The following is a 22,918-nucleotide window of genomic DNA, read 5'->3' as shown; positions in this document are numbered from 1 at the left end:
GTAAAAAATGGATGAATTAGCTGAAAAAGAATGCTATAATGAATAGCGATTAATTTGATGATTTTTGCTGATTGGGCAGAAATATAGACAATCAACTAGTTAAGTTGTAAAGTAAATGTACTTGAAAAATTCGGAGGTTAAAACTATGTATGATGTAATTATAATTGGTGCAGGACCAGCAGGAATGACTGCAGCGTTATATGCGTCACGCTCTAACTTATCAGTTTTGATGATTGAACGTGGTGCTCCTGGAGGCCAAATGAATAATACCGCTGAGGTGGAAAATTATCCTGGTTTTGATTCAATTATGGGTCCTGAGCTGGCCTATAAAATGTATGAAAACGTAGAAAAATTCGGTACGGAAAATGCTTACGGAATTGTAATGGATATTAAAGATCAAGGTTCATATAAAGAAGTTATTTGTGATGATAAAACGTATCAAGCTAAAACGGTTATCATTGCAACAGGGTGTGAGCATCGTAAATTAGGTGTGAAAGGTGAAGATGAATTTGCCGGACGTGGTGTTTCTTATTGTGCTGTTTGTGATGGCGCCTTTTTCCGCAATAAAAAATTGTTAGTCATCGGTGGGGGCGACTCAGCGGTGGAAGAAGCAATTTATCTAACTCAATTTGCCTCAGAAGTTGTGATTGTTCATCGTCGTGATGAGCTACGTGCACAAAAAATCATTCAAGACCGTGCATTTGCCAACGAAAAAATTTCATTTGAATGGAATACAGTTTTAGAAGAAATCGTAGGTAACGATATGGTTGTGACTGGCGGACAATTAAGAAATGTTTTAACTGATGAAGTGAAAGAAGTTCCAGCTGATGGAGTGTTCATTTATGTTGGTCTAGATCCACTAACGGAACCATTTAAAAATGCTGGGTTAACTAATGCTGAAGGCTGGATTGAAACAGATCAAGATATGAAAACCAGTATACCTGGTGTCTTTGCAATTGGTGATGTGCGTGAAAAAACATTGCGTCAAATCACGACAGCTGTTGGTGAAGGCGGAATTGCCGGACAACAAGTGTATAAATATATTGAAGACTTATCTGAAGTTGAAGAAGTTAAATAGTAGTAAAATGAATTGAGTATGGTCTAAGTTAAAGCCTCATAAGTTTTGACTTAGATCTATTTTTAATTGAAAGAGAGTGATGACAATGAGTTTAAACTTACAAGCAATCGAGGAAATAGTGAATAATGAAAAAAATGCGGGTGGTTTTGCGGAATTAATTCGTGATTTCAAAAAAATTGGTGTGGAGAAATATGATTATTTAGTAGCAGAAGGACTTTATCGTTATTATGATGAATCATCTCATGTTGACGTTAAAATGAATGGCGTACCGAAAACGGTTGTCACTGAGGAATCAGCTGAAAAGATTAAAGAAGCTGTTTTGAAAGCCCAGTCTGGGGCGATTAATTTTGAGACTTTTGCAGAACTAGCTGGTTTAGCTGGTGTAGCTTATTGGCGTTCAGATTTACTTGGTATGAAGGTAGATTATTTTGGAAATAGCGGCAAAGTACTTTTGAGTGAACCAATTCCTGTGGTATAAGATGGAATGGCTTGCTGTTTCCTTTGACAATAAAGATAATTTGAACTATGATGTTGATGGATAAAAAACTGAATAATTGTTAGGTGAGGCTCCTATTTGGACATATGCTGCTGCCGCGAAAGAATCGAGAGACTCTTAGTTGGTTGAACAGGAATGATCGTGAAGGTCATTCATAACGTAGCTGATAAGAAATTATCTACGCCCTATAGTGCTAAAGCTCAACGATAGAGAAATGTTAATTTAAGTTGCTATTTGATACGCACACTCTATTGTTGAGTGTGCGTTTTGCTTTGAATCACTACAGTTCGTTTCGATCTCATCAATTTCTATGAGCTAAAGCTCTAAGAATTGAAGGACTGAGATTGGAGTTTCCCAACGAAATCTGGTAGCTACTAAAATAATACTAATCAAAAGTAGTAAATCATTAGTCTAAACCTATACTTCAGCATATAATCAAAGTAACCAAACAATTATCAAAACATCCATCATCAAAAAAGAAAGGAAGAGTTACATGGTAGACCCCAGTCAGTCGAATAAAAAATTAAATCTAGCCTTTATCTTGGAAATGATGGAATCGAAATAAATTTTTCTTCATCCTGCTTAGCAAGGTAAGTCTGGCTAAACGAAGTAAATAAAGCTTGAAAAAATGCACTTATAATCTTTTAACTCTAAAAATAATAACTTATATTTAAACTGTGTTTCTTCGTTAATTCTTTAAGTCCTAAACTACTTAAAGCAAAAAGTAAGTCCATTGTAAGGAGGAAAAGAAAATGATGAATAAAAAAATGACAGATTTAAAGAAAACAACCAAAGATCAAGAATTACGTAAATTAGCTATGCTGTCAGAACGAGATTTAATGATGGAATTGCGCACTTCTGAAAAAGGATTATCAGAAGAAGATGCGAAAAATCGTTTAGAAGAATATGGTCTAAATGAAGTTTCCGCTCAAAAACCTACACCAGCAATTATTATGTTTTTAGAAGCATTTAAAGATCCTTTTGTTTATGTTTTAGCTTTATTAATGGTAGTATCAGCGGCAACGAAAGATTTTGAAGCTGCCATTGTAATGGGCTTGATGATTTTGGCAAGTGTGGTGATAGCTTTTATTCAAGAATATCGTTCGCAAAAAGCCAGTTTAAGTCTGAAAGAACTGATTGAAAATACCACTGCCGTTACACGAGAGGGCGTAACAAAAGAAATTCCAATGGATGAAGTTGTTCCTGGTGATATTGTTACTCTGGCAACTGGAGATATGATTCCAGCTGATGCCGTTTTGATTTGGACAAAGGATTTATTTATCAATCAGTCTTCATTAACAGGCGAATCTATGCCGGTTGAAAAATTTGTAGAGGCTGGTGTCGATCGAAATCAAGAAAATGTGTCAGCACTTGATATGCAAGATTTAGTTTTTATGGGAACTGATGTATTGAGTGGACAAGGAAAAGCGATTATTTTAAAGACCGGCCAAAATACATTTTTTGGTGATATTGCTAAAAATGCAACAACTCAAAGAGGAAAAACATCCTTTGATATTGGTCTGACTAAAGTTAGTAAATTTCTACTACGGATGGTAATGATTTTGTTCCCGATCGTCTTTTTAATTAATGGACTAACCAAGGGTGAATGGGGAGAAGCCTTCTTCTTCGCGATTGCTGTAGCAGTTGGTTTAACTCCCGAAATGCTGCCAATGATTGTTACTAGTAATTTAGCTAAAGGCGCATTAAGTTTGTCTAAACACAAAGTGATCGTCAAAGAATTACCTTCTATTCAAAATTTAGGCAGTATGGATGTTTTATGTACAGACAAAACTGGAACAATTACAGAAGACCGCGTTGTTCTCGTTCAACACTTAGATCCAATGGGAAATGTTAATGACAATGTATTAGATATGGCCTTTTTAAATTCTCATTATCAAACTGGCTGGAAAAATTTAATGGATATTGCGGTAATTAATTTTCATGAAGAAAATGGTATCGAAAGTCCCTTTAAATCAGTAACTAAGTTGGATGAGATTCCGTTTGATTTTTCTCGCCGCCGCTTAACTGTTGTTGTGAATGCCGATGGACACCAACTAATGATTACCAAAGGTGCCGTAGAAGAAATGGAAGCCGTTTGTACTCATGCTGAAATCGATGGGCAATTAGTTCCGCTTACACCGGAATTACGTAAAAAAATGCGTGAAGTCAACATTCGGATGAATGAACAAGGCATGCGAGCTCTTGCTGTCGCTGTCAAAAAAGATGTCCATAGTGAAGCCATTTACGCTGTTGAAGATGAAAAAGACATGACTCTGATTGGATTTATGGGCTTCTTAGATCCAGCGAAGAAATCAGCGATTACGGCAATCAAATCGTTACATGAGCATGGTGTGAATGTAAAAGTTTTAACTGGTGACAATGATATTGTTGCTAAAAAGGTCTGTGGCGATGTAGGAATTGAAGTTTCTCATGTTGTTTTAGGGTCTGAAATCGATGCAATGTCAGATGAGCAGATGAAAGAAGAAGTCGAAAAGACGAATCTTTTTGCTAAACTAAACCCAATGCAAAAATCTCGAATTATTGAAACACTTCAAAGTAATGGGCATACTGTTGGCTTTATGGGGGACGGCATTAATGATGCACCAGCCCTTAGAAAAGCGGATGTAGGAATTTCGGTTGATACAGCAGCGGATATTACCAAAGATGCCAGCTCAATTATTTTACTTGAAAAGAGTCTAAACGTTTTGGAAGATGGCGTTATAGAAGGACGTAAAGTCTTTAGCAATATGATGAAGTATATTAAAATTACGATTAGCTCTAACTTTGGGAATGTTTTCTCAATCTTAGTAGCAAGTGCTTTCTTACCGTTTCTACCTATGCTATCTATCCAACTATTAATTCAAAACTTAATTTATGATATCGCTCAATTGACGATTCCTTGGGACAATGTAGATGAAGAAGAGTTAGCAAAACCAGTTCATTGGGAAACGAATGGCTTGATGAAATTTACCTTATGTATTGGTCCAGTCAGTAGTATTTTTGATATTATGACCTATCTGGTAATGTGGTATGTCTTTAGTGCTAACACCATTGCTACGCAAAGTCTGTTCCAAACAGGTTGGTTCGTCGTTGGGTTAGTCAGTCAAACATTGGTTGTCCATATGGTTAGAACCAGAAAATTACCGTTTATTCAAAGTATTGCATCAACACCAGTTATTCTATCTAGCATCGGTGCAATTGCTTTAGGAATATTAATTGTTTTAACTCCAATACGTGACGCTTTCGACTTTGTGAAACTTCCAGCTAATTACTGGGGTTGGTTTATTTTAATCATTGTACTATATTTAGTCACAGTTGAAGTAGCAAAAAAACTCTATATTCACATTACGAAAGAATGGATTTAAGAAAATTTCACAAAATGTATTCTGATTTTAAACGTGCTTCAAATCCATTTTTCTAGAAAAATTGAAAGAAAACGATAAATTAAAATTTGTGAAAAAGAAATCGTAGTTATCAAATGACGAAAAATATAAATGTTTTTCTAAATGATATTCGTAAAAAAAATGCTATTTAAAATTTAACGAGTAAATTATTCGCTTTTTATAAAATACCAGACAAAATTGAACTGATTTTGTCTGGTATCATTTTTTTTAAAAGCATGAAATTTAAATTTCTATAAAGGAACTAATTTCTAACATAGCTATTTGCTGTAGCATAACAATGTGTAGAATGACTATAACAGGTGATTGTCAAAGGATTGGCTTATAGACAGGATTTGTAAAACGGTTTCTTGTTTGTGATTTTAATCACTAACCTTTGGTACGAAAGGTTTTGGCTAATTTAATGAATTTTAAAGAAATAGCAACTTTTTACTTGCTCTTTTACCTGATTAGTGATAATTTGTAAGTGTAGTCGATAAAAAGTAATACAGTTTTTCAGACTGTTGTACTTTTTTCGAAAAAAAGAAACGTAACAGAGAGGATTGTGTGACAAAATGGCAAAGGCAAAGAAACAAAAACCTATTGACTTTAACGCACTTATGGAAAAAGTCGACGCTGATTTCCCAACATTTCAAATTTTAGATAAAGATGGGAAAATCGTAAACAAAGACGCAGTACCAGATTTATCAGATGACGAATTAGTAGAATTAATGACTCGCATGGTTTGGTCACGTGTATTAGACCAACGCTCAACTGCATTGAACCGTCAAGGTCGTCTAGGCTTTTTCGCGCCAACTGCTGGACAAGAAGCAAGTCAGCTGGCAAGTCAATTTGCAATGGAAAAAGAAGATTACTTATTACCTGGATATCGTGATGTTCCTCAATTGGTTCAACATGGTCTTCCATTAACAGAAGCTTTCTTATGGTCTCGTGGACACGTAGCGGGTAACCACTATGCGCCGGAATTAAATGCTCTACCACCACAAATCATCATTGGTGCGCAATACATCCAAGCAGCTGGTGTTGCTTTAGGTATGAAAAAACGCGGCAAGAAAAACGTTGTCTTCACTTATACTGGTGATGGCGGTTCTTCTCAAGGTGATTTCTATGAAGCAATCAACTTTGCTGGTGCATACCAAGCAAATGGCGTATTTATCATTCAAAATAATGGTTTCGCGATTTCAACTCCTCGTGAAAAACAAACTGCAGCTAAAACATTAGCACAAAAAGCAGTAGCAGCAGGAATTCCAGGGATCGTTGTTGACGGTATGGACCCATTAGCAGTTTATGCAATTGCTAAAGAAGCGCGTGACTGGTCTGCAGCAGGAAATGGTCCTGTTTTAATCGAAACTTTAACTTATCGTTATGGTCCACATACATTATCAGGTGATGATCCAACTCGTTACCGTTCTAAAGACATGGATGACGAGTGGACTCAAAAAGATCCATTGGTTCGTTTCCGTAAATATCTTGAAGACAAAGGTTTATGGTCTGAAGAAAAAGAAAACGAAATTATCGAAAAAACAAAAGAAGAAATCAAAGTAGCAATCGCTGAAGCTGATAAAGTTCCAAAACAAAAAGTTTCTGATTTCTTGAAAAACATGTTTGAAGTTCAACCACAAAACATTAAAGAACAAATTGCATTCTACGAAGCGAAGGAGTCGAAATAATCATGGCACAAAAAACAATGATCCAAGCAATTACAGATGCCTTAGCTCTTGAAATAGAGAAAGACGAAAACGTACTAGTCTTCGGTGAAGACGTTGGTAAAAACGGCGGAGTTTTCCGTGCAACTGAAGGCTTACAAGAAAAATTTGGCGAAGACCGTGTCTTCGATACTCCTTTAGCAGAATCAGGAATCGGTGGTTTAGCTTTTGGTTTAGCTTTAGAAGGTTACCGTCCAGTTCCAGAAATCCAATTCTTTGGATTCGTATTTGAAGTATTTGACGAAATCGTTGGTCAAATGGCTCGTACTCGTTACCGTATGGGCGGAACACGTAACATGCCTATCACTGTTCGTGCGCCATTTGGTGGCGGTGTGCATACACCAGAACTTCACTCAGATAACTTAGAAGGATTGATTGCTCAATCTCCTGGTATCCGTGTTGTTATCCCATCAAACCCATATGATGCAAAAGGATTATTAATTTCTTCTATTAGAAGTAATGACCCAGTTGTTTATTTAGAACATATGAAACTATACCGTTCATTCCGTGAGGAAGTGCCGGATGAAGCTTATGAAGTACCTTTGGATAAAGCGGCTGTTACTCGTGAAGGAACAGATGTATCAATCATCACTTACGGTGCTATGGTTCGTGAAGCAATTAAAGCAGCTGACAACTTAGCTAAAGACAATATTTCTGTTGAAATCATTGACTTACGTACTGTTGCTCCTTTAGATGTTGAAACAATCATCAAATCAGTTGAAAAAACTGGTCGTGTAGTTGTGGTTCAAGAAGCGCAAAAACAAGCTGGTGTTGGTGCTATGGTTGTTTCTGAGATTTCTGAACGCGCTGTATTATCATTAGAAGCGCCAATTGGCCGTGTATCTGCTCCAGATACCATCTTCCCATTTGGACAAGCAGAAAACATTTGGTTGCCAAATGCTAAAGATATCGAAGCGAAAGCTAGAGAAATCGCAGAATTTTAATTAAAACTGAATAATTTGCTTTAAATAGCATGCCTTAATTTTCGCGTAATATCTTTTATTACGTGGAAATTAAGCGCTGTTGTTTTCTGCAATTTATCAGTTAGACAGATTTGATAAAGGAAGGGAAGGCTTAAAAAATGGCTTATCAATTTAAATTACCAGATATTGGTGAAGGTATTGCAGAAGGCGAAATCGTAAAATGGTTTGTTAAAGCTGGCGATACAATTAATGAAGACGATACACTATTAGAAGTACAAAACGATAAATCTGTAGAAGAGATTCCATCTCCAGTTACAGGAACAGTTAAATCAATCGTAGTACCAGAAGGCACAGTAGCAAACGTTGGAGATGTATTGATCGAAATCGATGCGCCAGGGCATCCTGAAAATGATGCAGCGCCTGCAGCAGCTCCAGCTCAAGAACAAACTCCTGCACAACCAGCAGCGGTTCCGGAAGCACCAGCAGCTAGCAATGGCGGTGGCGTTTTCCAATTTAAATTACCAGATATTGGTGAAGGTATTGCAGAAGGCGAAATCGTAAAATGGTTCGTTAAATCAGGCGATACAATCAATGAAGACGATACATTATTAGAAGTACAAAATGATAAATCTGTTGAAGAAATTCCTTCACCAGTAACAGGAACAGTTAAAAATATTGTTGTTCCAGAAGGTACAGTAGCAAATGTTGGGGATGTATTGATTGAAATTGATGCACCTGGACATAATGATGCACCAGCATCTGCTCCAGCAGCAAGTGCTCCTGCTCAAACTGAACAAGCAGCTCCTGCACCTGCGGCATCAACTGGTGTTGTAGCAGCGGCTGATCCAAACAAACGTGTGTTGGCTATGCCATCAGTTCGTCAATTTGCACGTGAAAAAGATGTAGATATTACTCAAGTAACACCAACTGGTAAAGGCGGACGTGTTACAAAAGCAGATATCGAATCATTTATCTCAGGCGGCGGACAAGCAGCAGCTCCTGCACAAGCAGAACAAACAACGGCTGCACCTCAAGCAACTGAAACGGCAGCAGCACCAAAAGCTCCTGCTAAACCATTTGTTTCTGATTTAGGTGAAGCTGAAACTCGCGAAAAAATGACACCAACTCGTAAAGCAATTGCTAAAGCGATGGTTAACAGTAAACATACTGCACCACACGTTACATTGCATGATGAAGTTGAAGTTTCTAAACTTTGGGATCACCGTAAGAAATTTAAAGACGTTGCTGCGGCAAACGGCACAAAATTGACTTTCTTACCATACGTTGTAAAAGCATTAACTGCAACAGTTCAAAAATTCCCAATCTTGAACGCATCTATTGACGATGCAGCACAAGAAATTGTTTATAAAAATTACTATAACATCGGTATCGCAACAGATACAGATCATGGTTTATATGTACCAAACGTTAAAAATGCGAATACTAAGAGCATGTTTGCTATCGCTGATGAAATCAACGAAAAAGCAGCCTTGGCTATTGAAGGTAAATTAACTGCTCAAGATATGCGTGATGGCTCTATTACAATCAGTAATATTGGTTCAGTTGGCGGCGGCTGGTTCACACCAGTTATTAACTACCCTGAAGTTGCAATTTTAGGAGTGGGTACAATCGCTACACAACCAGTTGTAAATGCAGATGGAGAAATCGTTGTTGGCCGTGTAATGAAACTTTCAATGAGTTTTGACCACCGCATTGTTGACGGAGCAACTGCTCAAAAAGCAATGAACAACATCAAGCGTTTATTAGCTGATCCAGAATTACTATTAATGGAAGGATGATTATCAGATGGTAGTAGGAGATTTCGCCATTGAATTAGATACAGTCGTAATTGGTTCAGGCCCTGGAGGATACGTTGCAGCAATTCGTGCTGCTGAAATGGGTCAAAAAGTTGCGATTATTGAACGTGAATTTATCGGCGGTGTATGTTTAAACGTTGGATGTATTCCTTCTAAAGCATTGATCGCAGCAGGGCATCATTACCAAGAATCATTAGATTCAACATTGTTTGGTGTTACTGCTAAAGATGTGAAATTAGACTTCACAAAAACACAAGAGTGGAAAGACAATAAAGTTGTTAAATCACTAACAGGCGGCGTAGGTATGCTGCTTAAAAAACACAAAGTAGAGATTATTGAAGGAGAAGCTTTCTTTGTTGATGAAAACACATTACGCGTGATTCATCCAGATTCAGCTCAAACATACTCTTTCAACAATGCTATCGTAGCAACAGGTTCTCGCCCGATTGAAATTCCAGGATTTAAATTTGGCGGACGTGTCTTAGATTCTACTGGTGGTTTAAACTTGAAAGAAGTACCTAAAAAATTCGTTATTATCGGTGGCGGTGTGATCGGTGCAGAACTTGGCGGAGCGTATGCTAACTTAGGTTCTGAAGTAACAATTTTAGAAGGTAGTCCTTCAATTTTACCAACATATGAAAAAGATATGGTTAAACTTGTTACAGATGACTTTAAAAAGAAAAATGTAACAGTTGTGACTAAAGCGATGGCTAAAGAAGCAATCGACAATGGCGACAGCGTAACAGTTAAATATGAAGTAGACGGCAAAGAAGAATCAGTAACTGCTGACTACGTAATGGTAACTGTTGGTCGTCGCCCAAATACTGATGATCTTGGTCTTGAACAAGCGGGCGTTGAAGTTGGCGAACGTGGTTTAGTACCAGTTGACAAACAAGGTAGAACAAACGTATCAAACATTTTTGCAATCGGAGATATTGTACCAGGTGCTGCACTTGCTCATAAAGCAAGTTACGAAGCTAAGATTGCTGCTGAAGCAATTTCTGGTAAAAAAGTTGAAGTTGACTACAAAGCAATGCCTGCTGTAGCCTTCACTGATCCTGAATTAGCAAGTGTTGGTATGACAATTGCTGAAGCTAAAGAAGCGGGATTAGAAGCTACTGCTTACAAATTCCCATTCGCTGGTAACGGCCGTGCAATCTCTTTAGGTAAAACAGAAGGATTTGTACGTTTAGTAACAACAAACGAAGATAATGTAATTATCGGAGCACAAATTGGCGGAGTCGGCGCAAGTGATATGATTTCTGAATTATCATTAGCAATTGAATCTGGTATGAATGCAGAAGATATCGCATTAACAATCCATCCTCACCCATCTTTAGGTGAAATTACTATGGATGCTTCTGAGTTGGCTTTAGGTTTGCCAATTCATATTTAATAGCATATTTGTCACACAGAGAAGCCGGGCAGGCCATGCCCGGCTTTTTTTATAATAATAAACTCGTTCACCAATTTTAGATTTACTGGTGAACGAGTTTATAAATGAATATTTATTTTAAAATTAATGATGAAGGTTTTCATCATCTTGCTCATCGATTCTATGAACCATTTCAAGCAAACCACCATTTCCTTCATCTAAAATTCTTTTAACTCTAGAAATAGTCGTTGTACTGCTACCTGTAGCTTCTGCAATATCGCTGTAGGTTTTATTTAATAATAGTAGCTTTGCAACCTCAAACCGTTGAATCATTGAATCTAATTCTTTTAAGGTCATTAAATCATCAAAGTAATTGTAACAATCTTCCAGTGTTTCTAAAGCGAGTAACGAACGGAAAAACTCATCGCCATGACCGTCTTGAATTTTGTCAATCTTCATAAATTCCTCCTTAAAATAAAGCTTAAAAATCTGGATAAAAAATGTAATAAAGTGCTGTCTTACAGGCTTACATCTAGATTTTTTACCCATAGCCTAACTATTTTTCTATTATAAATCATAACCCTATTTTGTCCAGTAAAAATGTTTCTAGGGTGAAAGTTTATTAAAAAAATCAATAGAGAAAATAGTAAAAAATAAGAGTACGCGATTAAAGCAATGAAAGCTTTAATCGCGTACTCTTATAAGTTCTTAATGCTTATTTTGAAGCGATTTTTACTAAAGTGTATTGTTTTTTGCCTTTTCGAACAATAATAAATTTGCCATCAAAAGTTTGTTCGTTCGTAACTTCAAAATCAAGTTCTTTGATCTTTTCACCATTAATTGAGATAGCACCATTAGTAATATCTTCTCGTGCTTGACGTTTTGAAGGTTCGATACCTAATTCGATTAGCCAGTCAACAAGATTTTGGTTTAATGTTTCAGTTTCAACTGTCGGCATGTTTTTAAAACCTTCTTCAATTTGTTTTGAAGTCAATTTGCTAACGTTACCGGAAAATAACGCTTCAGAGATAGCTAAAGCATCATTTAAATCTGTTTCACTATGAACAAATTTCGTCATTTCTGCTGCTAAGACACGTTGAGCTTCACGTAGGTGCGGTTCTGTTTGAACTTTAACTTCTAAAGCATCAATCTCTTCTTTAGTTAAGAAAGTGAAGAATTTCAAGTATTTGATTACATCACGGTCATCTTGGTTTACCCAAAATTGGTAAAATTCGTAAGGCGTTGTTTTTTCTGGATCTAACCAAACAGCTCCGCCAGCTGTTTTACCAAATTTTGTTCCATCAGCTTTAAGCATCAATGGAATTGTTAAACCAAATGCTTTGGCTTCAGCGCCTTCTTTTTTACGGATTAAGTCTAATCCTGCCGTAATATTACCCCATTGATCTGCGCCACCAATTTGCATACGAACATTGTGGTTTTGGAATAAGTGTAAAAAGTCCATTGATTGTAGAATTTGGTAAGTAAATTCTGTAAATGAAATTCCTGTGTCTAAACGGCTAGCCACAATATCTTTAGCTAACATTGTATTCACATTGAAAAATTTACCGATATCTCTTAAGAAATCCAAAAGAGATAAGTTATGTGTCCAATCGTAGTTGTTTACTAAAGTTAAGTGATTATCGTTTTCAACTTCAAATAATTTCTCCATTTGTCTTGTTAAAGAATCAACGTTGTGTTGAACAGTATCCATTGTTTGAAGTTGGCGTTCAGTTGTACGCCCGCTTGGATCACCAATTGTTCCAGTAGCACCACCGATTAAAATGTATGGATGATGACCAAATGCTTGGAATCTTTTTAACATCATAAATGGAATTAAATGTCCAATATGCATACTGTCACCAGTTGGGTCAACACCACAGTATAATGAAATACTCTCAGTTTCTACATATTTACGCAAACCTTCGCTGTCTGTTTGCTGATTGATGGCGCCGCGCCATTCTAATTCGTCAATAATGTTTGTCATAGTCTTTCTTCCTTTCCTCATATAAAAATAAAAACGCCCCATAGGCTATTAAACCTATGGGACGAACTTCACCGTGTTACCACCCAAATTGTATATAAATAATTATATACCTCTCAAATCTGTATCGTAGATAGACGCCTACTTACGGTAGGAAACCATAAAGTGTAATTCACAAAAAATGTACATGTCAGTTTTCACCAAGCACTGACTCTCTAAAATGGGAACATTCATGCTACTTCGCTTTACCATTGTTTGATATGTTATTTTATGGCAATTCTACGACAAATTAGTCGACTTGTCAAATACTTCTTTTTTTTAATTATTATTTTTAAATGAAGACTTTCTCATATTGAGAGGCTTCTCTTTAATCTAGGTTTATTGAAATAGCTAATCTATTGAAATGATTTCTAACAAATAAAATAACCTCATTGACAAAAAGCTGTATTACGGGCTTTTTCCCACTTAAATACTTTAGCGCGCTAAAGCGCTAATGCGTTATACAGAGTAGGAAAATGTTAAATAACGGCTGATTTTTTTAATTCAGCTCTTTTTGACTTGGCTGGTAAAGGTACCTATACTTTGAATGTGATTTCACATGTGAGAAACAAAAAATAAAAATTATCAGGAGGTCAACATGAATAAGAAATTGTCATTATTTGGATTAATCGGAATTACAATGGCCTTTTTTGGAACCGTGCGTAGTGTACCGACATTAGCATCAACAGGATGGGCACAAATATTTTATATGGTGATTGCAGCGTGTTTTTTCGCTTTACCAATTGCTTTGATTTCAGCTGAACTATCTACTGGATGGCCGGAAGAAGGCGGACCACAAGTTTGGGTACGTAATGCTTTTGGAGAAAAATGGGGTTTTGTTACTTCATGGTTACTATGGGTACAAATGTTTTTCGGAATGGTTATGGTTGCGTCAACAGTTGGCGTTTTACTAGGTTATGTGATTGACCGTCCAGATTTGGGTCATAACAATTTGTTTATTTTTATTATGATTTTAATATCCTATTGGGCGATTACTTTATTAAATTTAAAATTTGATATGGTCAAAATTGCTGGTGACTGGGGAGCGGTTATCGGAGTTTACATTCCATTTGTCGCTTTAGTTGTTTTAGGTTTAATGTATATGGCAAAACACGGGATCAATCCTGATAGTTATTTAGGTCATTTTGAAGCAGGTAAATTATTGCCGGATTTAAGTGATTTGGGTAGTTTACCAACATTAACAGGGATTATTTTTATCTTTGCAGGGGTTGAGATTTCATCTGTTCATGCCAATAATATTGATAATCCAAAACGTAATTATCCAATTGCAGTTATTGCTTCTGTTTTATTATTAGTTGTCTTTAATTTAGTCGCTGGTTTAAGTGTTGCTGACAGTGTACCAGCAGGTCAAATGGAATTAGCCAATATTACCCAACCATTCGTTATCATGACGGAAGATCTTGCAATTCCAGCGATTTTTAATAATATCGTTTCTCTAATGATCCTAATCGGTGTATTAGTTCAATTGAGCGCATGGGTCTTAGGTCCAAGTAAATCAATGATTAAAGTAGCAGATGAAGGGAACTTACCACCATTCTTCCAAAAACGGAATAAAAAAGGTATCCCGATTACATTTGTGATGATCCAAGCAATCGTTATTTCTCTTGTGTCATTCCTATATGTCGTTGTTCCGGATATTAGTGAAGCGTTCTTGATTATTACAATTACAACAACAATTCTATATTGTGTGGTTTACTTATTGATTTCTCTTTCAGCAATTAAATTACGTTACAGCATGCCAAGTGTTGAACGTCCATTTAGATTAGGCAGTAAAGGTAATGGTCTAATGTGGTTTGTTTCATGTTTAGCAATTGTAAGTGTGGTTGTAACTATTTTAGTTAGTTTAATACCGCCAACATCCGTACCGCAATCAGGTCATGTTGCTTATATTATTTATCAAGTTGCAGCAACATTAATTATGATAGCTATTGCGTTGATTATTTATAAGAGAAAAAAACCAGAGTGGAAAAAGACAGATAAGTAAAAGCATGGGAAATGTTTTTACCATGAGTAATTATGAAAATATTGGAGGAAAATTTCGTGAAAAATTTCAATACAGACGATACAAACTTAAAAGCATTATTTATCGGTGATAAAGGTGAAAACGTTGATTTATTCAAAGAACTATTAAACAAAATGATTGATGAGCATGTCGGCTGGAGACAAAACTATATGCCGCAAGATTTACCAGTAATTACACCGCAAGATAGAAGTTCTAAAACATTCCAAGAAACAGCAGACAATATGAGAAGTGTTTTTAATGTTTTATCTTCTCGTTTACGTACAGAATCACTTCCATGGCATTCTGCTGGACGTTTCTGGGGTCATATGAACGCTGAAACATTAATGCCTTCAATTATTGCCTATACAACAGCAATGCTTTGGAATGGAAATAATGTAGCATACGAATCATCACCAGCAACATCACAAATGGAAGAAGAAGTTGGTTTAGAATTTGCAACTTTGATGGGCTACCAAGACGGTTGGGGACATATTGCCGCAGATGGTTCAATCGCTAACTTAGAAGGTCTATGGTATGCACGTAACATGAAATCTTTACCATTTGCGATTCAAGCCGTTGTACCTGAAATGGTCGCTGGTAAGAGTGAGTGGGAACTACTTAATATGTCAACAACAGAAGTTCTGGATATTTTAGACAATGTTCAAGATAAAATGGATGAAATCAAGGCTCATTCAGCACGTAGTGGTAAAAATCTAGATAAATTAGGTAAATGGATTGTACCGCAAACCAAACATTATTCATGGTTAAAAGCAGCAGATATTATCGGTATTGGTTTAGATCAAGTGATCGCTGGTGAAGTAAACAGTGAATATCGTATGGATATTGACAAATTAGAAGCACAAATCCGTGATCTTGCAGTACAAGGAATTCCTACATTAGGAGTTGTTGGTGTAGTTGGTTCAACTGAGGAAGGCCAAGTTGACAGAATCGATCAAATTATTGCGTTACGTGAAAAATTAGCTAAAGAAGGCATTTATTTCTATGTACATGTGGATGCAGCTTACGGTGGTTATGGCCGTTCAATCTTCTTAGACGAAAACGATCAATTTATCGAATGGGATAAAATCGAAGACGTTTATGCCAAACATAATATTTTCCAAGAAAAAAATGATTGGTTAACCAGAGAAATTTATGACTCATTTAAAGCAATTGAACAAGCTGAATCTGTCACAATCGATCCACATAAAATGGGGTACATTCCTTATTCAGCTGGTGGTGTAGTGATTAAAGATATCCGTATGCGTGATGTTATCTCTTACTTCGCAACATATGTATTTGAAAAAGGCGCAGATATTCCAGCTTTACTTGGTGCTTATATTCTTGAAGGATCAAAAGCAGGTGCCACTGCCGCTGCTGTTTGGACTGCTCATAAAGTATTGCCATTGAACGTGACTGGTTACGGAAAATTAATGGGTGCAAGTATAGAAGGAGCATATCATTTCTATCACTTTATCGAGGGCTTAGAATTCCAAGTCGGTGATAAAACAATTGAAATTCACGCTTTAACTAAACCTGATTTTAACATGGTTGATTACGTATTTAATGAAAAAGGTAATACTGATTTGGTGAAAATGAACAAATTAAATCATGATTTCTATGATTATGCTTCATATGCAAAAGGTGGTTTATACACGAATGAATTCATCACATCACATACTGATTTTGCGATTGAAGAGTATGGACACAGCCCGTTTGAATTTGTAAACAGCTTAGGATTTTCTCGTGCTGAGTGGGAACGTGCAGATAAAGTAACCATTTTACGTGCGGCGGGAATGTCACCATATATGAATGATAAAGAAGTCTTCGATGAATATGCGGGTAAAATCAAACAAGCAATTCAAGAAAAATTAGAAGCAATTTACGCTGAATAATAATTAGAAGATGAGGTGTTAGATAAGACAAGAATCGATTTGTCTTATCTACACTTTTTTCAAAAAATAAATGAGAAGCAATGGATTATTTTTTTCGTACATAAAAAACTCAGATAACAATTGCTATCTCAATAAAACTGTGAGGAACAACAAATGAAAACATATCAGGTAAAGTTTAGTGAAGCAGTGTTTCTGTTAATAACATTATTGTTAATGATTGGTATCGGTATAATTGGTTTAGGTATTTCTGCTCATGTTGCTATTTTAATTGCGATTGCTTATCTGATTTTGTTTGCTGGATATAAAAAATTTTCTTGGGATTTTATTCATGAAGCTTTGGTTGAAGGGGTATCGTCCGGTATTATTCCGATCTTAATTTTTATTTTGATTGGAGCATTGATTAGTGTTTGGATTGCTGACGGAACGATTCCAACTATTATGGTTTTGGGATTTTCCTTTTTGTCGGTGAAATTTTTTATCCCAACCGTTTTTATTGTCTGCGGAATTGTAGGCGGAGCAGTTGGCAGTTCATTTACTACTGTTTCAACTATTGGAATTGCCTTTCTCGGTATGGGAAATCTGATCGGTGTGGAATCGGCGTTAACAGCTGGAGCAATTGTTTCTGGGGCTTTTTTAGGTAATTCCATTTCACCATTGTCGGATACAGTTAATTTAGCTGCGGCTATTTCAGATGTAGATTTATTTGCTCATTTAAAAAATGCATATAAAACGTCGATTCCAGCTGCAATTATTTCTGGTGTTTACTTTTTATTTATGGGCTTACGTTATGATGGCACATTAGATAGTAATAATATTCAAAGTATTGTACATTCATTAAATGGAAATTTTAATATTTCGGCTTGGGCACTATTGCCGTTATTGGTATTATTTGTTTGTGCGTGGAAAAAAATTCCGGCGATTCCTACGTTGTTGTTAAGCATTACATTATCTATTGTATTAATGATTTTTTCAAGTTCTGATTTTTCATTTATTCATACAGCTGACATGATTCAAAATGGGTTTATTTCTCAAACTGGAAATGTTCAAGTGGATGAACTATTATCTAGAGGCGGAATTCAAAGTATGATGTGGTCCGTTTCGCTGATTATATTAGCATTAGCTTTGGGTGGATTATTAATAAAAATGGAAATTATTGACTGTTTGCTTTATCGCTTTGAACGAACGATCAACTCTCGCAAAAAACTAGTTTTTATTACAATGCTGAGTTCAATCGGTATTAACGTATTGATTGGTGAGCAATACCTTTCCATTATTTTACCTGGAAAATCATTTATCCATAAATTTAAAGAGAATAAAGTTCCTTTAACACAACTTTCTCGTGAATTGAATGATGCAGGTTCCGTAATAAATCCGCTAATTCCTTGGGGGGTGAGCGGAGTGTTCATTTCTGGAACATTAGGAATTGCTACGATTAGTTATTTGCCTTACGCAGTATTCTGCTATATTTTGCCAATGATATCATTTTTGTTTGCGGCTTTTAGTAAACAAAGCGAAGAAAATAAGTAAAACAAAAAAGAAAGTGAATGATGGTCTGTAAACCCATCACCACTTTCTTTTTCTATTTGAAAGAATTTAGCTTTTTTTGATTGTTGGTATTTTTTTCAAAGGCTTGATTGCTTTTACTTTTAAAATATCTAAAAAGAATGTGAAAATAGGAATTCCAACAATTAGCCCCCAAACGCCAAACAAGCGCTCACTGACAAGTAAAATCACAAAAGTATAGAAAATTGGCAAGTCTGTTTTACTAGACATAAATTTTGGATTCAATACATATGATTCAAATAGATGAACCACAATTATTACGATTAAAATATAAATCACATCATTGATTCCGCCTTGTGAATAAGCTATAAAGCTTAAAGGAATACAAGAAATAATCACACCAGCAACAGGGATTAAACTAAGGATAAAAATCATAATTGCCAGACTAGGTAATTGATGAAAGCCGATTAAGGCCAGACAAAGTGTGGTGATACTGGTATTAACAACCGCAATAAAAAATTGAGCTTCCATAACTACGCCAAAGGTATTCACAAATTTATCAGCAAAGAAATAGATATCTTTGAAAAACCAGTCAAAATCACTTGTTAGAAATAACTTGGAGAAATCTGCCATCTGTTTTTTCTCAATCATAAAAAAGAAGCTCAAAATAAATGAAAGAAACAGTGAAACACCAAGCGAACCAATTTCTTGCACATAACGTAAAATGATGCTGGCACCATTTTGAATTTGCGACATTAAATTAGATTTTTCTAAATAACTATCAATTATCATTAGCAATTGGTTATGATCGTCAGCCGGATTTTGATAAAATTTACTGACGGAATTATACATTTGGATGGATTGATGGATGACTACAGGCACATACTTCGTAATTGCCAGATAGACCAGAAAAACAATCAATGCATAGGTTCCCATAACCAATAAAATTGATGGAATTTTAATAAAGCGCTGAACAAATTTTACGAAATGCAGTGCTAAAAAAGTAAAAATAAATGTTAGCAATATCATGGTTATCATACTGCGGGCGAGATACAACACTAAAATAACAGCTGCTAAAACAAAAAATCGCCTTAAACGTTCGTTCTGAATGAATTTTTCATATACTGACACAAGCGTCACTCCTTATAAAAAAACTGATAATAAGATAACTATAATCTTATTTAACACTATAGAAACGTTGTTTTAATAACTTTAGAATGGTTTTTCGTGTGATTTGAATACCATGTTGAATACTATTCTTAAAAATCCATATAATTCATGAGTCTATTTGCCACATCCTTTTCAGCATCTTTGGTCACATGTGTATAGATATTTAAAGTAGTATTTATATCGCTGTGTCCTAACCTCTCTTGTACTTGTTTGATAGTAGCACCTGACTCAAATAGTAAAGAAGCATGAGTGTGACGAAACCCATGAGGAGTGATATTAAAATCTGTGTAATTTTTTAAACGTTTCCATAATGTGATGTTGTTCATTATCTCATTTTTATCACCATTAAACAACAATTGTACATCATTATTTTTTACTCTTAAACCACGAGTAAGTAATTCTTTCTTTTGCTCTAACTTCCATTTTTTGAGTACATTTAGAGTAAGTACGTCTATTGAGATAAGTCTTTCAGAGGATGTTGTTTTTGTTGTACTAATGTAAGCGCCAGTGTTTAGAATGGAGACGCTTTTATTAACATTTAAAGTATTGTTTTTAAAATCAACATCATTCCAAGTTAAAGCTAATAATTCACTTTTACGTAATCCAGTAAAAGCCAATGTGTAATATGCAGCATAATATTTTAGCGGCTCGTTAACCTCAGCTTGCTTCAGGAAATCTCTAAGCTGTGTCTTGTCCAAAAAGTTTTGTTCATCTTTATTTTTTATTTCTCGTTGTTTCTTAGGAGTAATTATCCTGTTTAAAGGATTGTCTTTAATTAGATTCTGTCTAATTGCGAATTCAAAAATTTTATTTGTGTAGGATTTGATTGGGTAAAATCTTTTGTATTCTATTGCCCATTGATTAACAATCTCTTGACAATAAGCAGAAGTGATTTTATTTATTTTCAAACCACCGAAAGCAGGGAGTATTTGTTTCTCGAAATATTGTTTTACACGTTGTGCAGTGGTAGCTTTAACAGTATTTATGTATTGTAAGTACCAGAGCTCATAAACGTCTTTGAAAAGACTGAAATCTTGTTTGGAGAATCCGTTACTTTCAATCTCGAGTTGCAATTGTGCTAGAGCTAATTTAGCTTCCTTTTGCGTTTTAAATCCGCGTCTAGTTGTCCGTTTGGATTTTCCTGTTAACGGATCAACACCTAAATAGGCATTAAACTGATAGGCAAGAGTCCCGTCTTTTTTTGTATACTTTTTAATTGTTGCCACGCCCGCTTTCTCCTTTCAAATTTTGTTAAAAAGAAAAGCCCGAAGGCTCATTGTTTTTATTTAAAACTCAAAAATAAATTCCTTATTTACAAAATGATTATAACATATCAAACGGAAAACCAACGAGTGAACTAATATTTAATTCTTCTTGAATAAACCTACTTCGTATTCGTTCAACATTTGTTTGCCGCTTTTATCTTTGATTAGAGTTTCCACTTCTTTTTTCACTTGTGATGCATGTAAGTTTTCCCCTACATCTTCTAGTATATGTATAAAATCGCGAACTCGATCTATGTAGACCAACTCTCCAGTTTGTAAATATTTAGACAAATTGTCAAGGTATTGTAAGTTTAATTTAAAGTTCATATCTGTTTCAGATTTATTTTGTCGTTTAGCGATTTTAATGTACTTATCAGCACTTTCTATGTCTGCTGCATACAAGCATAAAGATATAATATTGATAAGTGTGTTATATGCGTATCTCAAAGTCTCTTGAGTTCTATTTTTCTCAAATGAAACAGGGATAATTCTGGAGACTATTAAATCAACTTGTTTAGCAGTGAAGAGTCTAACGATATTGGATATTATCAAATAATCATAAAATGTGTAAAAGCTTTTAGACATCATCAGATTATATACATAGTCCACCTCTTCAGCTGTTATTTCTTCAACTTCTTCCCAATGAGTTGAAAAGTAGTTTTTTATAGCAATATAATTCGAAAGTTCAGCTAAAGTTTTATTATTACTATTTTTTACTGCTTCATAATAACGCAATAAACTTTGTTTTTTACTTTTGTTCGTTAAGTGAGCGCCACAATAAAAGTAAAGATCTTTAAAATTCGTACGTTCAGTATCTATATCACAGAACATAAAAAATTCAGAAGATAAAATACCTAGTGTAGAAAGCATTTCTTCAAGTTCATCTAATTTAACTCCGCGCACATTTCCTTCCATGCGAGAATAAGCAGAAGTATCTAAAAAATTTGGAGCCATATCTTTTTGTGAAAATCCTAATTTCATTCTAAAAAAACGTAAAGCAGACCCTATATCCATGCATTTCACCATCCTTTTGTGTAATATTAGCATGAAAGAAGTAAAAAAAATACCAATTTTGATTAATTTTACCCAAAACGTTCAAATGTCATGCGATTTTCACAATTGTATTGATTGTGCTTTATTTTGGGTTATTTGTCTGTTATCATTCACTTATGGATGGAAGTGTCATCTAAAACGATAGCAAAAAAGGAGGGTTAAAATGATTAGTATATTAGTTGCAGCAGTTAGTGTAATTTCTGTTTATGTAATAACATCAGGTGGTTAAGGAATATTTAATATTTTATCGTATCAAAAAAGCGCAAAAAAATAAAGAGCTGTTCCCAACATCCACAGGCTACCAACCTATGTCGAGCGTCAGGAACAGACACTAAAGAGAAAGCTTTAGTGTACTACTCTAATAATGTAGCTATCGCTACAACAATTTTAGTATAACAAACTATTGACATAATAGCATCATCTATTTTTATATTGTGACAATATAAAGCCTATTTGTTATACGATTGTGTAGGATAACTATAAATTTGAGACAGTACATGCTATTTATGTACTGTCTTTTTCTTTCTATCGGGAGTTGGAGGTATTGGTATGGATTATTATAAAAAAGAGATATGTGAATTGATAAATGGAATTGAAGATTTTTCGTTATTAAAAAGATTATTTAGTTTGATAAATTATCTAAAAAAAGAAAGAGACTAGTTATGGTCTCTTTTATTGTCCAATTCCAACAATGAAGTTACTAAATTATTTACTATTTTCAATTGTTCATCACTTAGCGACGCCAAATTTCTGACAATACGAACAAAATCATCATTATCGTTTTCGAATAGTTTGCTTATTGTCTTATTCTCGTCGTTAAAAATTGTTAAATCAGAATCTTCCTTGTAAGTCGTATCAATATCACTTTTACCGATCCCAAAATAATCAGCTATTTTTTGAATTACTCCATGAGAGGGCTTTGATCTAAGGTTAAGATAGTCACTCATGGTAGAAGGTTTAATCCCAATCGAATCAGCTAATTCTTTTTGCGTTATACCTTTCAAGCGTAAATATTTTTTTATATTCTCTGCAATAATCATATTTTGTTCTTTATTATTCACAAACGTACCAACCTTTCAGTGTTTAAGATAAGTATATCGCATAATTTCATAAAGTAAACAACAAAATACGAAAATAACGAATATTTTTGTTGACTATACGAAAATAACGTATTATAATGTTGTTATCAGTTGAGG

At 35.0% G+C, this 22,918-nt stretch carries 16 protein-coding genes, 1 riboswitch and 1 other annotated feature; of the genes, 10 read left to right on the top strand and 6 right to left on the bottom strand.

From position 1 onward, the window contains the following. Positions 1 to 145 precede the first annotated feature (145 nt). The 7 genes from trxB to lpdA all read left to right on the top strand — a co-directional run bounded on the left by trxB (position 146) and on the right by lpdA (position 10,817). Positions 146 to 1,078 carry a thioredoxin-disulfide reductase gene (trxB, locus tag C240_RS11720; RefSeq protein WP_271495899.1) on the top strand — a complete coding sequence of 311 codons (933 nt, stop codon included), beginning with the start codon at positions 146 to 148 and terminating at the stop codon, positions 1,076 to 1,078. Positions 1,079 to 1,163: 85 nt separating this feature from the next. Continuing rightward, a complete protein-coding gene (locus tag C240_RS11715) occupies positions 1,164 to 1,556 on the top strand; it encodes a DUF1398 family protein (protein ID WP_271495897.1) in 393 nt (130 codons plus the stop codon). A gap of 68 nt (positions 1,557 to 1,624) precedes the next feature. Beyond that, a riboswitch (M-box (ykoK) riboswitch) is annotated at positions 1,625 to 1,793 on the top strand. Positions 1,794 to 2,326: 533 nt separating this feature from the next. Then, the gene (gene mgtA, locus C240_RS11710) at positions 2,327 to 4,939 is read left to right on the top strand and encodes a magnesium-translocating P-type ATPase (RefSeq protein WP_271495895.1); all 2,613 of its coding nucleotides are present in this window, start codon (positions 2,327 to 2,329) and stop codon (positions 4,937 to 4,939) included. A 590-nt stretch (positions 4,940 to 5,529) separates the two neighbouring features. Further along, on the top strand, positions 5,530 to 6,645 hold the full coding sequence (pdhA, locus tag C240_RS11705) for a pyruvate dehydrogenase (acetyl-transferring) E1 component subunit alpha (RefSeq protein WP_271495893.1): 1,116 nt from the start codon (positions 5,530 to 5,532) through the stop codon (positions 6,643 to 6,645). Positions 6,646 to 6,647: 2 nt separating this feature from the next. Beyond that, complete coding sequence (locus C240_RS11700) at positions 6,648 to 7,625, top strand: alpha-ketoacid dehydrogenase subunit beta (protein ID WP_271495891.1); 978 nt, start codon at positions 6,648 to 6,650, stop codon at positions 7,623 to 7,625. 137 nt (positions 7,626 to 7,762) lie between these two features. Continuing rightward, complete coding sequence (locus tag C240_RS11695; RefSeq protein WP_271495889.1) at positions 7,763 to 9,403, top strand: dihydrolipoyllysine-residue acetyltransferase; 1,641 nt, start codon at positions 7,763 to 7,765, stop codon at positions 9,401 to 9,403. A 7-nt stretch (positions 9,404 to 9,410) separates the two neighbouring features. Continuing rightward, on the top strand, positions 9,411 to 10,817 hold the full coding sequence (gene lpdA, locus C240_RS11690) for a dihydrolipoyl dehydrogenase (protein WP_271495887.1): 1,407 nt from the start codon (positions 9,411 to 9,413) through the stop codon (positions 10,815 to 10,817). A 123-nt stretch (positions 10,818 to 10,940) separates the two neighbouring features. Here the strand turns inward: lpdA and C240_RS11685 are convergent, their stop codons facing one another. Both C240_RS11685 and tyrS read right to left on the bottom strand, forming a co-directional pair. Beyond that, positions 10,941 to 11,255 carry a YerC/YecD family TrpR-related protein gene (locus C240_RS11685; RefSeq protein ID WP_271495885.1) on the bottom strand — a complete coding sequence of 105 codons (315 nt, stop codon included), beginning with the start codon at positions 11,253 to 11,255 and terminating at the stop codon, positions 10,941 to 10,943. Positions 11,256 to 11,511: 256 nt separating this feature from the next. Further along, positions 11,512 to 12,780: a tyrosine--tRNA ligase gene (gene tyrS, locus C240_RS11680; RefSeq protein WP_271495882.1), complete on the bottom strand. Its 1,269-nt coding sequence runs from the start codon at positions 12,778 to 12,780 to the stop codon at positions 11,512 to 11,514. A gap of 54 nt (positions 12,781 to 12,834) precedes the next feature. Next, positions 12,835 to 13,038 (bottom strand) — a binding site (T-box leader). A gap of 376 nt (positions 13,039 to 13,414) precedes the next feature. Between tyrS and tyrP the strand changes: the two genes are divergently transcribed. From tyrP to nhaC, 3 genes are all read left to right on the top strand, one after another. Then, entirely contained in the window at positions 13,415 to 14,821 is a 1,407-nt protein-coding gene (gene tyrP / locus C240_RS11675; RefSeq protein ID WP_271495880.1) for a tyrosine-tyramine antiporter, read from the top strand. A gap of 32 nt (positions 14,822 to 14,853) precedes the next feature. Further along, positions 14,854 to 16,731, top strand: a complete 1,878-nt coding sequence (gene tdc, locus C240_RS11670; RefSeq protein ID WP_271495878.1) for a tyrosine decarboxylase — start codon at positions 14,854 to 14,856, stop codon at positions 16,729 to 16,731. 153 nt (positions 16,732 to 16,884) lie between these two features. Beyond that, complete coding sequence (nhaC, locus tag C240_RS11665; RefSeq protein WP_271495876.1) at positions 16,885 to 18,258, top strand: Na+/H+ antiporter NhaC; 1,374 nt, start codon at positions 16,885 to 16,887, stop codon at positions 18,256 to 18,258. A gap of 66 nt (positions 18,259 to 18,324) precedes the next feature. Here nhaC and C240_RS11660 read toward each other — a convergent pair whose 3' ends face one another. From C240_RS11660 to C240_RS16385, 4 genes are all read right to left on the bottom strand, one after another. After that, positions 18,325 to 19,365: an AI-2E family transporter gene (locus C240_RS11660; protein WP_271495874.1), complete on the bottom strand. Its 1,041-nt coding sequence runs from the start codon at positions 19,363 to 19,365 to the stop codon at positions 18,325 to 18,327. A gap of 128 nt (positions 19,366 to 19,493) precedes the next feature. Continuing rightward, complete coding sequence (locus C240_RS11655; RefSeq protein ID WP_271495872.1) at positions 19,494 to 20,630, bottom strand: site-specific integrase; 1,137 nt, start codon at positions 20,628 to 20,630, stop codon at positions 19,494 to 19,496. 138 nt (positions 20,631 to 20,768) lie between these two features. Further along, positions 20,769 to 21,683, bottom strand: a complete 915-nt coding sequence (locus C240_RS11650; RefSeq protein WP_271495870.1) for a helix-turn-helix domain-containing protein — start codon at positions 21,681 to 21,683, stop codon at positions 20,769 to 20,771. Positions 21,684 to 22,378: 695 nt separating this feature from the next. Beyond that, positions 22,379 to 22,783 (bottom strand): helix-turn-helix domain-containing protein, encoded by a 405-nt coding sequence (locus C240_RS16385; RefSeq protein ID WP_442896595.1) that lies wholly within the window; start codon positions 22,781 to 22,783, stop codon positions 22,379 to 22,381. Positions 22,784 to 22,918 lie beyond the last annotated feature (135 nt).

The organism is Enterococcus sp. 5H (assembly GCF_028128615.1).
In the GTDB taxonomy this organism is placed as follows: Bacteria; Bacillota; Bacilli; order Lactobacillales; family Enterococcaceae; genus Enterococcus_L.
Note: the sequence above shows the minus strand (reverse complement) of the source record. Positions and strands in the feature narration are given on the sequence as shown.

Bases quoted from the DNA above. Each gene is read 5' to 3' on its own strand.
- trxB (WP_271495899.1), top strand. From the start codon at position 146: ATGTATGATGTAATTATAATTGGTGCAGGACCAGCAGGAATGACTGCA.
- C240_RS11715 (WP_271495897.1), top strand. From the start codon at position 1,164: ATGAGTTTAAACTTACAAGCAATCGAGGAAATAGTGAATAATGAAAAA.
- mgtA (WP_271495895.1), top strand. From the start codon at position 2,327: ATGATGAATAAAAAAATGACAGATTTAAAGAAAACAACCAAAGATCAA.
- pdhA (WP_271495893.1), top strand. From the start codon at position 5,530: ATGGCAAAGGCAAAGAAACAAAAACCTATTGACTTTAACGCACTTATG.
- C240_RS11700 (WP_271495891.1), top strand. From the start codon at position 6,648: ATGGCACAAAAAACAATGATCCAAGCAATTACAGATGCCTTAGCTCTT.
- C240_RS11695 (WP_271495889.1), top strand. From the start codon at position 7,763: ATGGCTTATCAATTTAAATTACCAGATATTGGTGAAGGTATTGCAGAA.
- lpdA (WP_271495887.1), top strand. From the start codon at position 9,411: ATGGTAGTAGGAGATTTCGCCATTGAATTAGATACAGTCGTAATTGGT.
- C240_RS11685 (WP_271495885.1), bottom strand. From the start codon at position 11,255: ATGAAGATTGACAAAATTCAAGACGGTCATGGCGATGAGTTTTTCCGT.
- tyrS (WP_271495882.1), bottom strand. From the start codon at position 12,780: ATGACAAACATTATTGACGAATTAGAATGGCGCGGCGCCATCAATCAG.
- tyrP (WP_271495880.1), top strand. From the start codon at position 13,415: ATGAATAAGAAATTGTCATTATTTGGATTAATCGGAATTACAATGGCC.
- tdc (WP_271495878.1), top strand. From the start codon at position 14,854: ATGAAAATATTGGAGGAAAATTTCGTGAAAAATTTCAATACAGACGAT.
- nhaC (WP_271495876.1), top strand. From the start codon at position 16,885: ATGAAAACATATCAGGTAAAGTTTAGTGAAGCAGTGTTTCTGTTAATA.
- C240_RS11650 (WP_271495870.1), bottom strand. From the start codon at position 21,683: ATGGATATAGGGTCTGCTTTACGTTTTTTTAGAATGAAATTAGGATTT.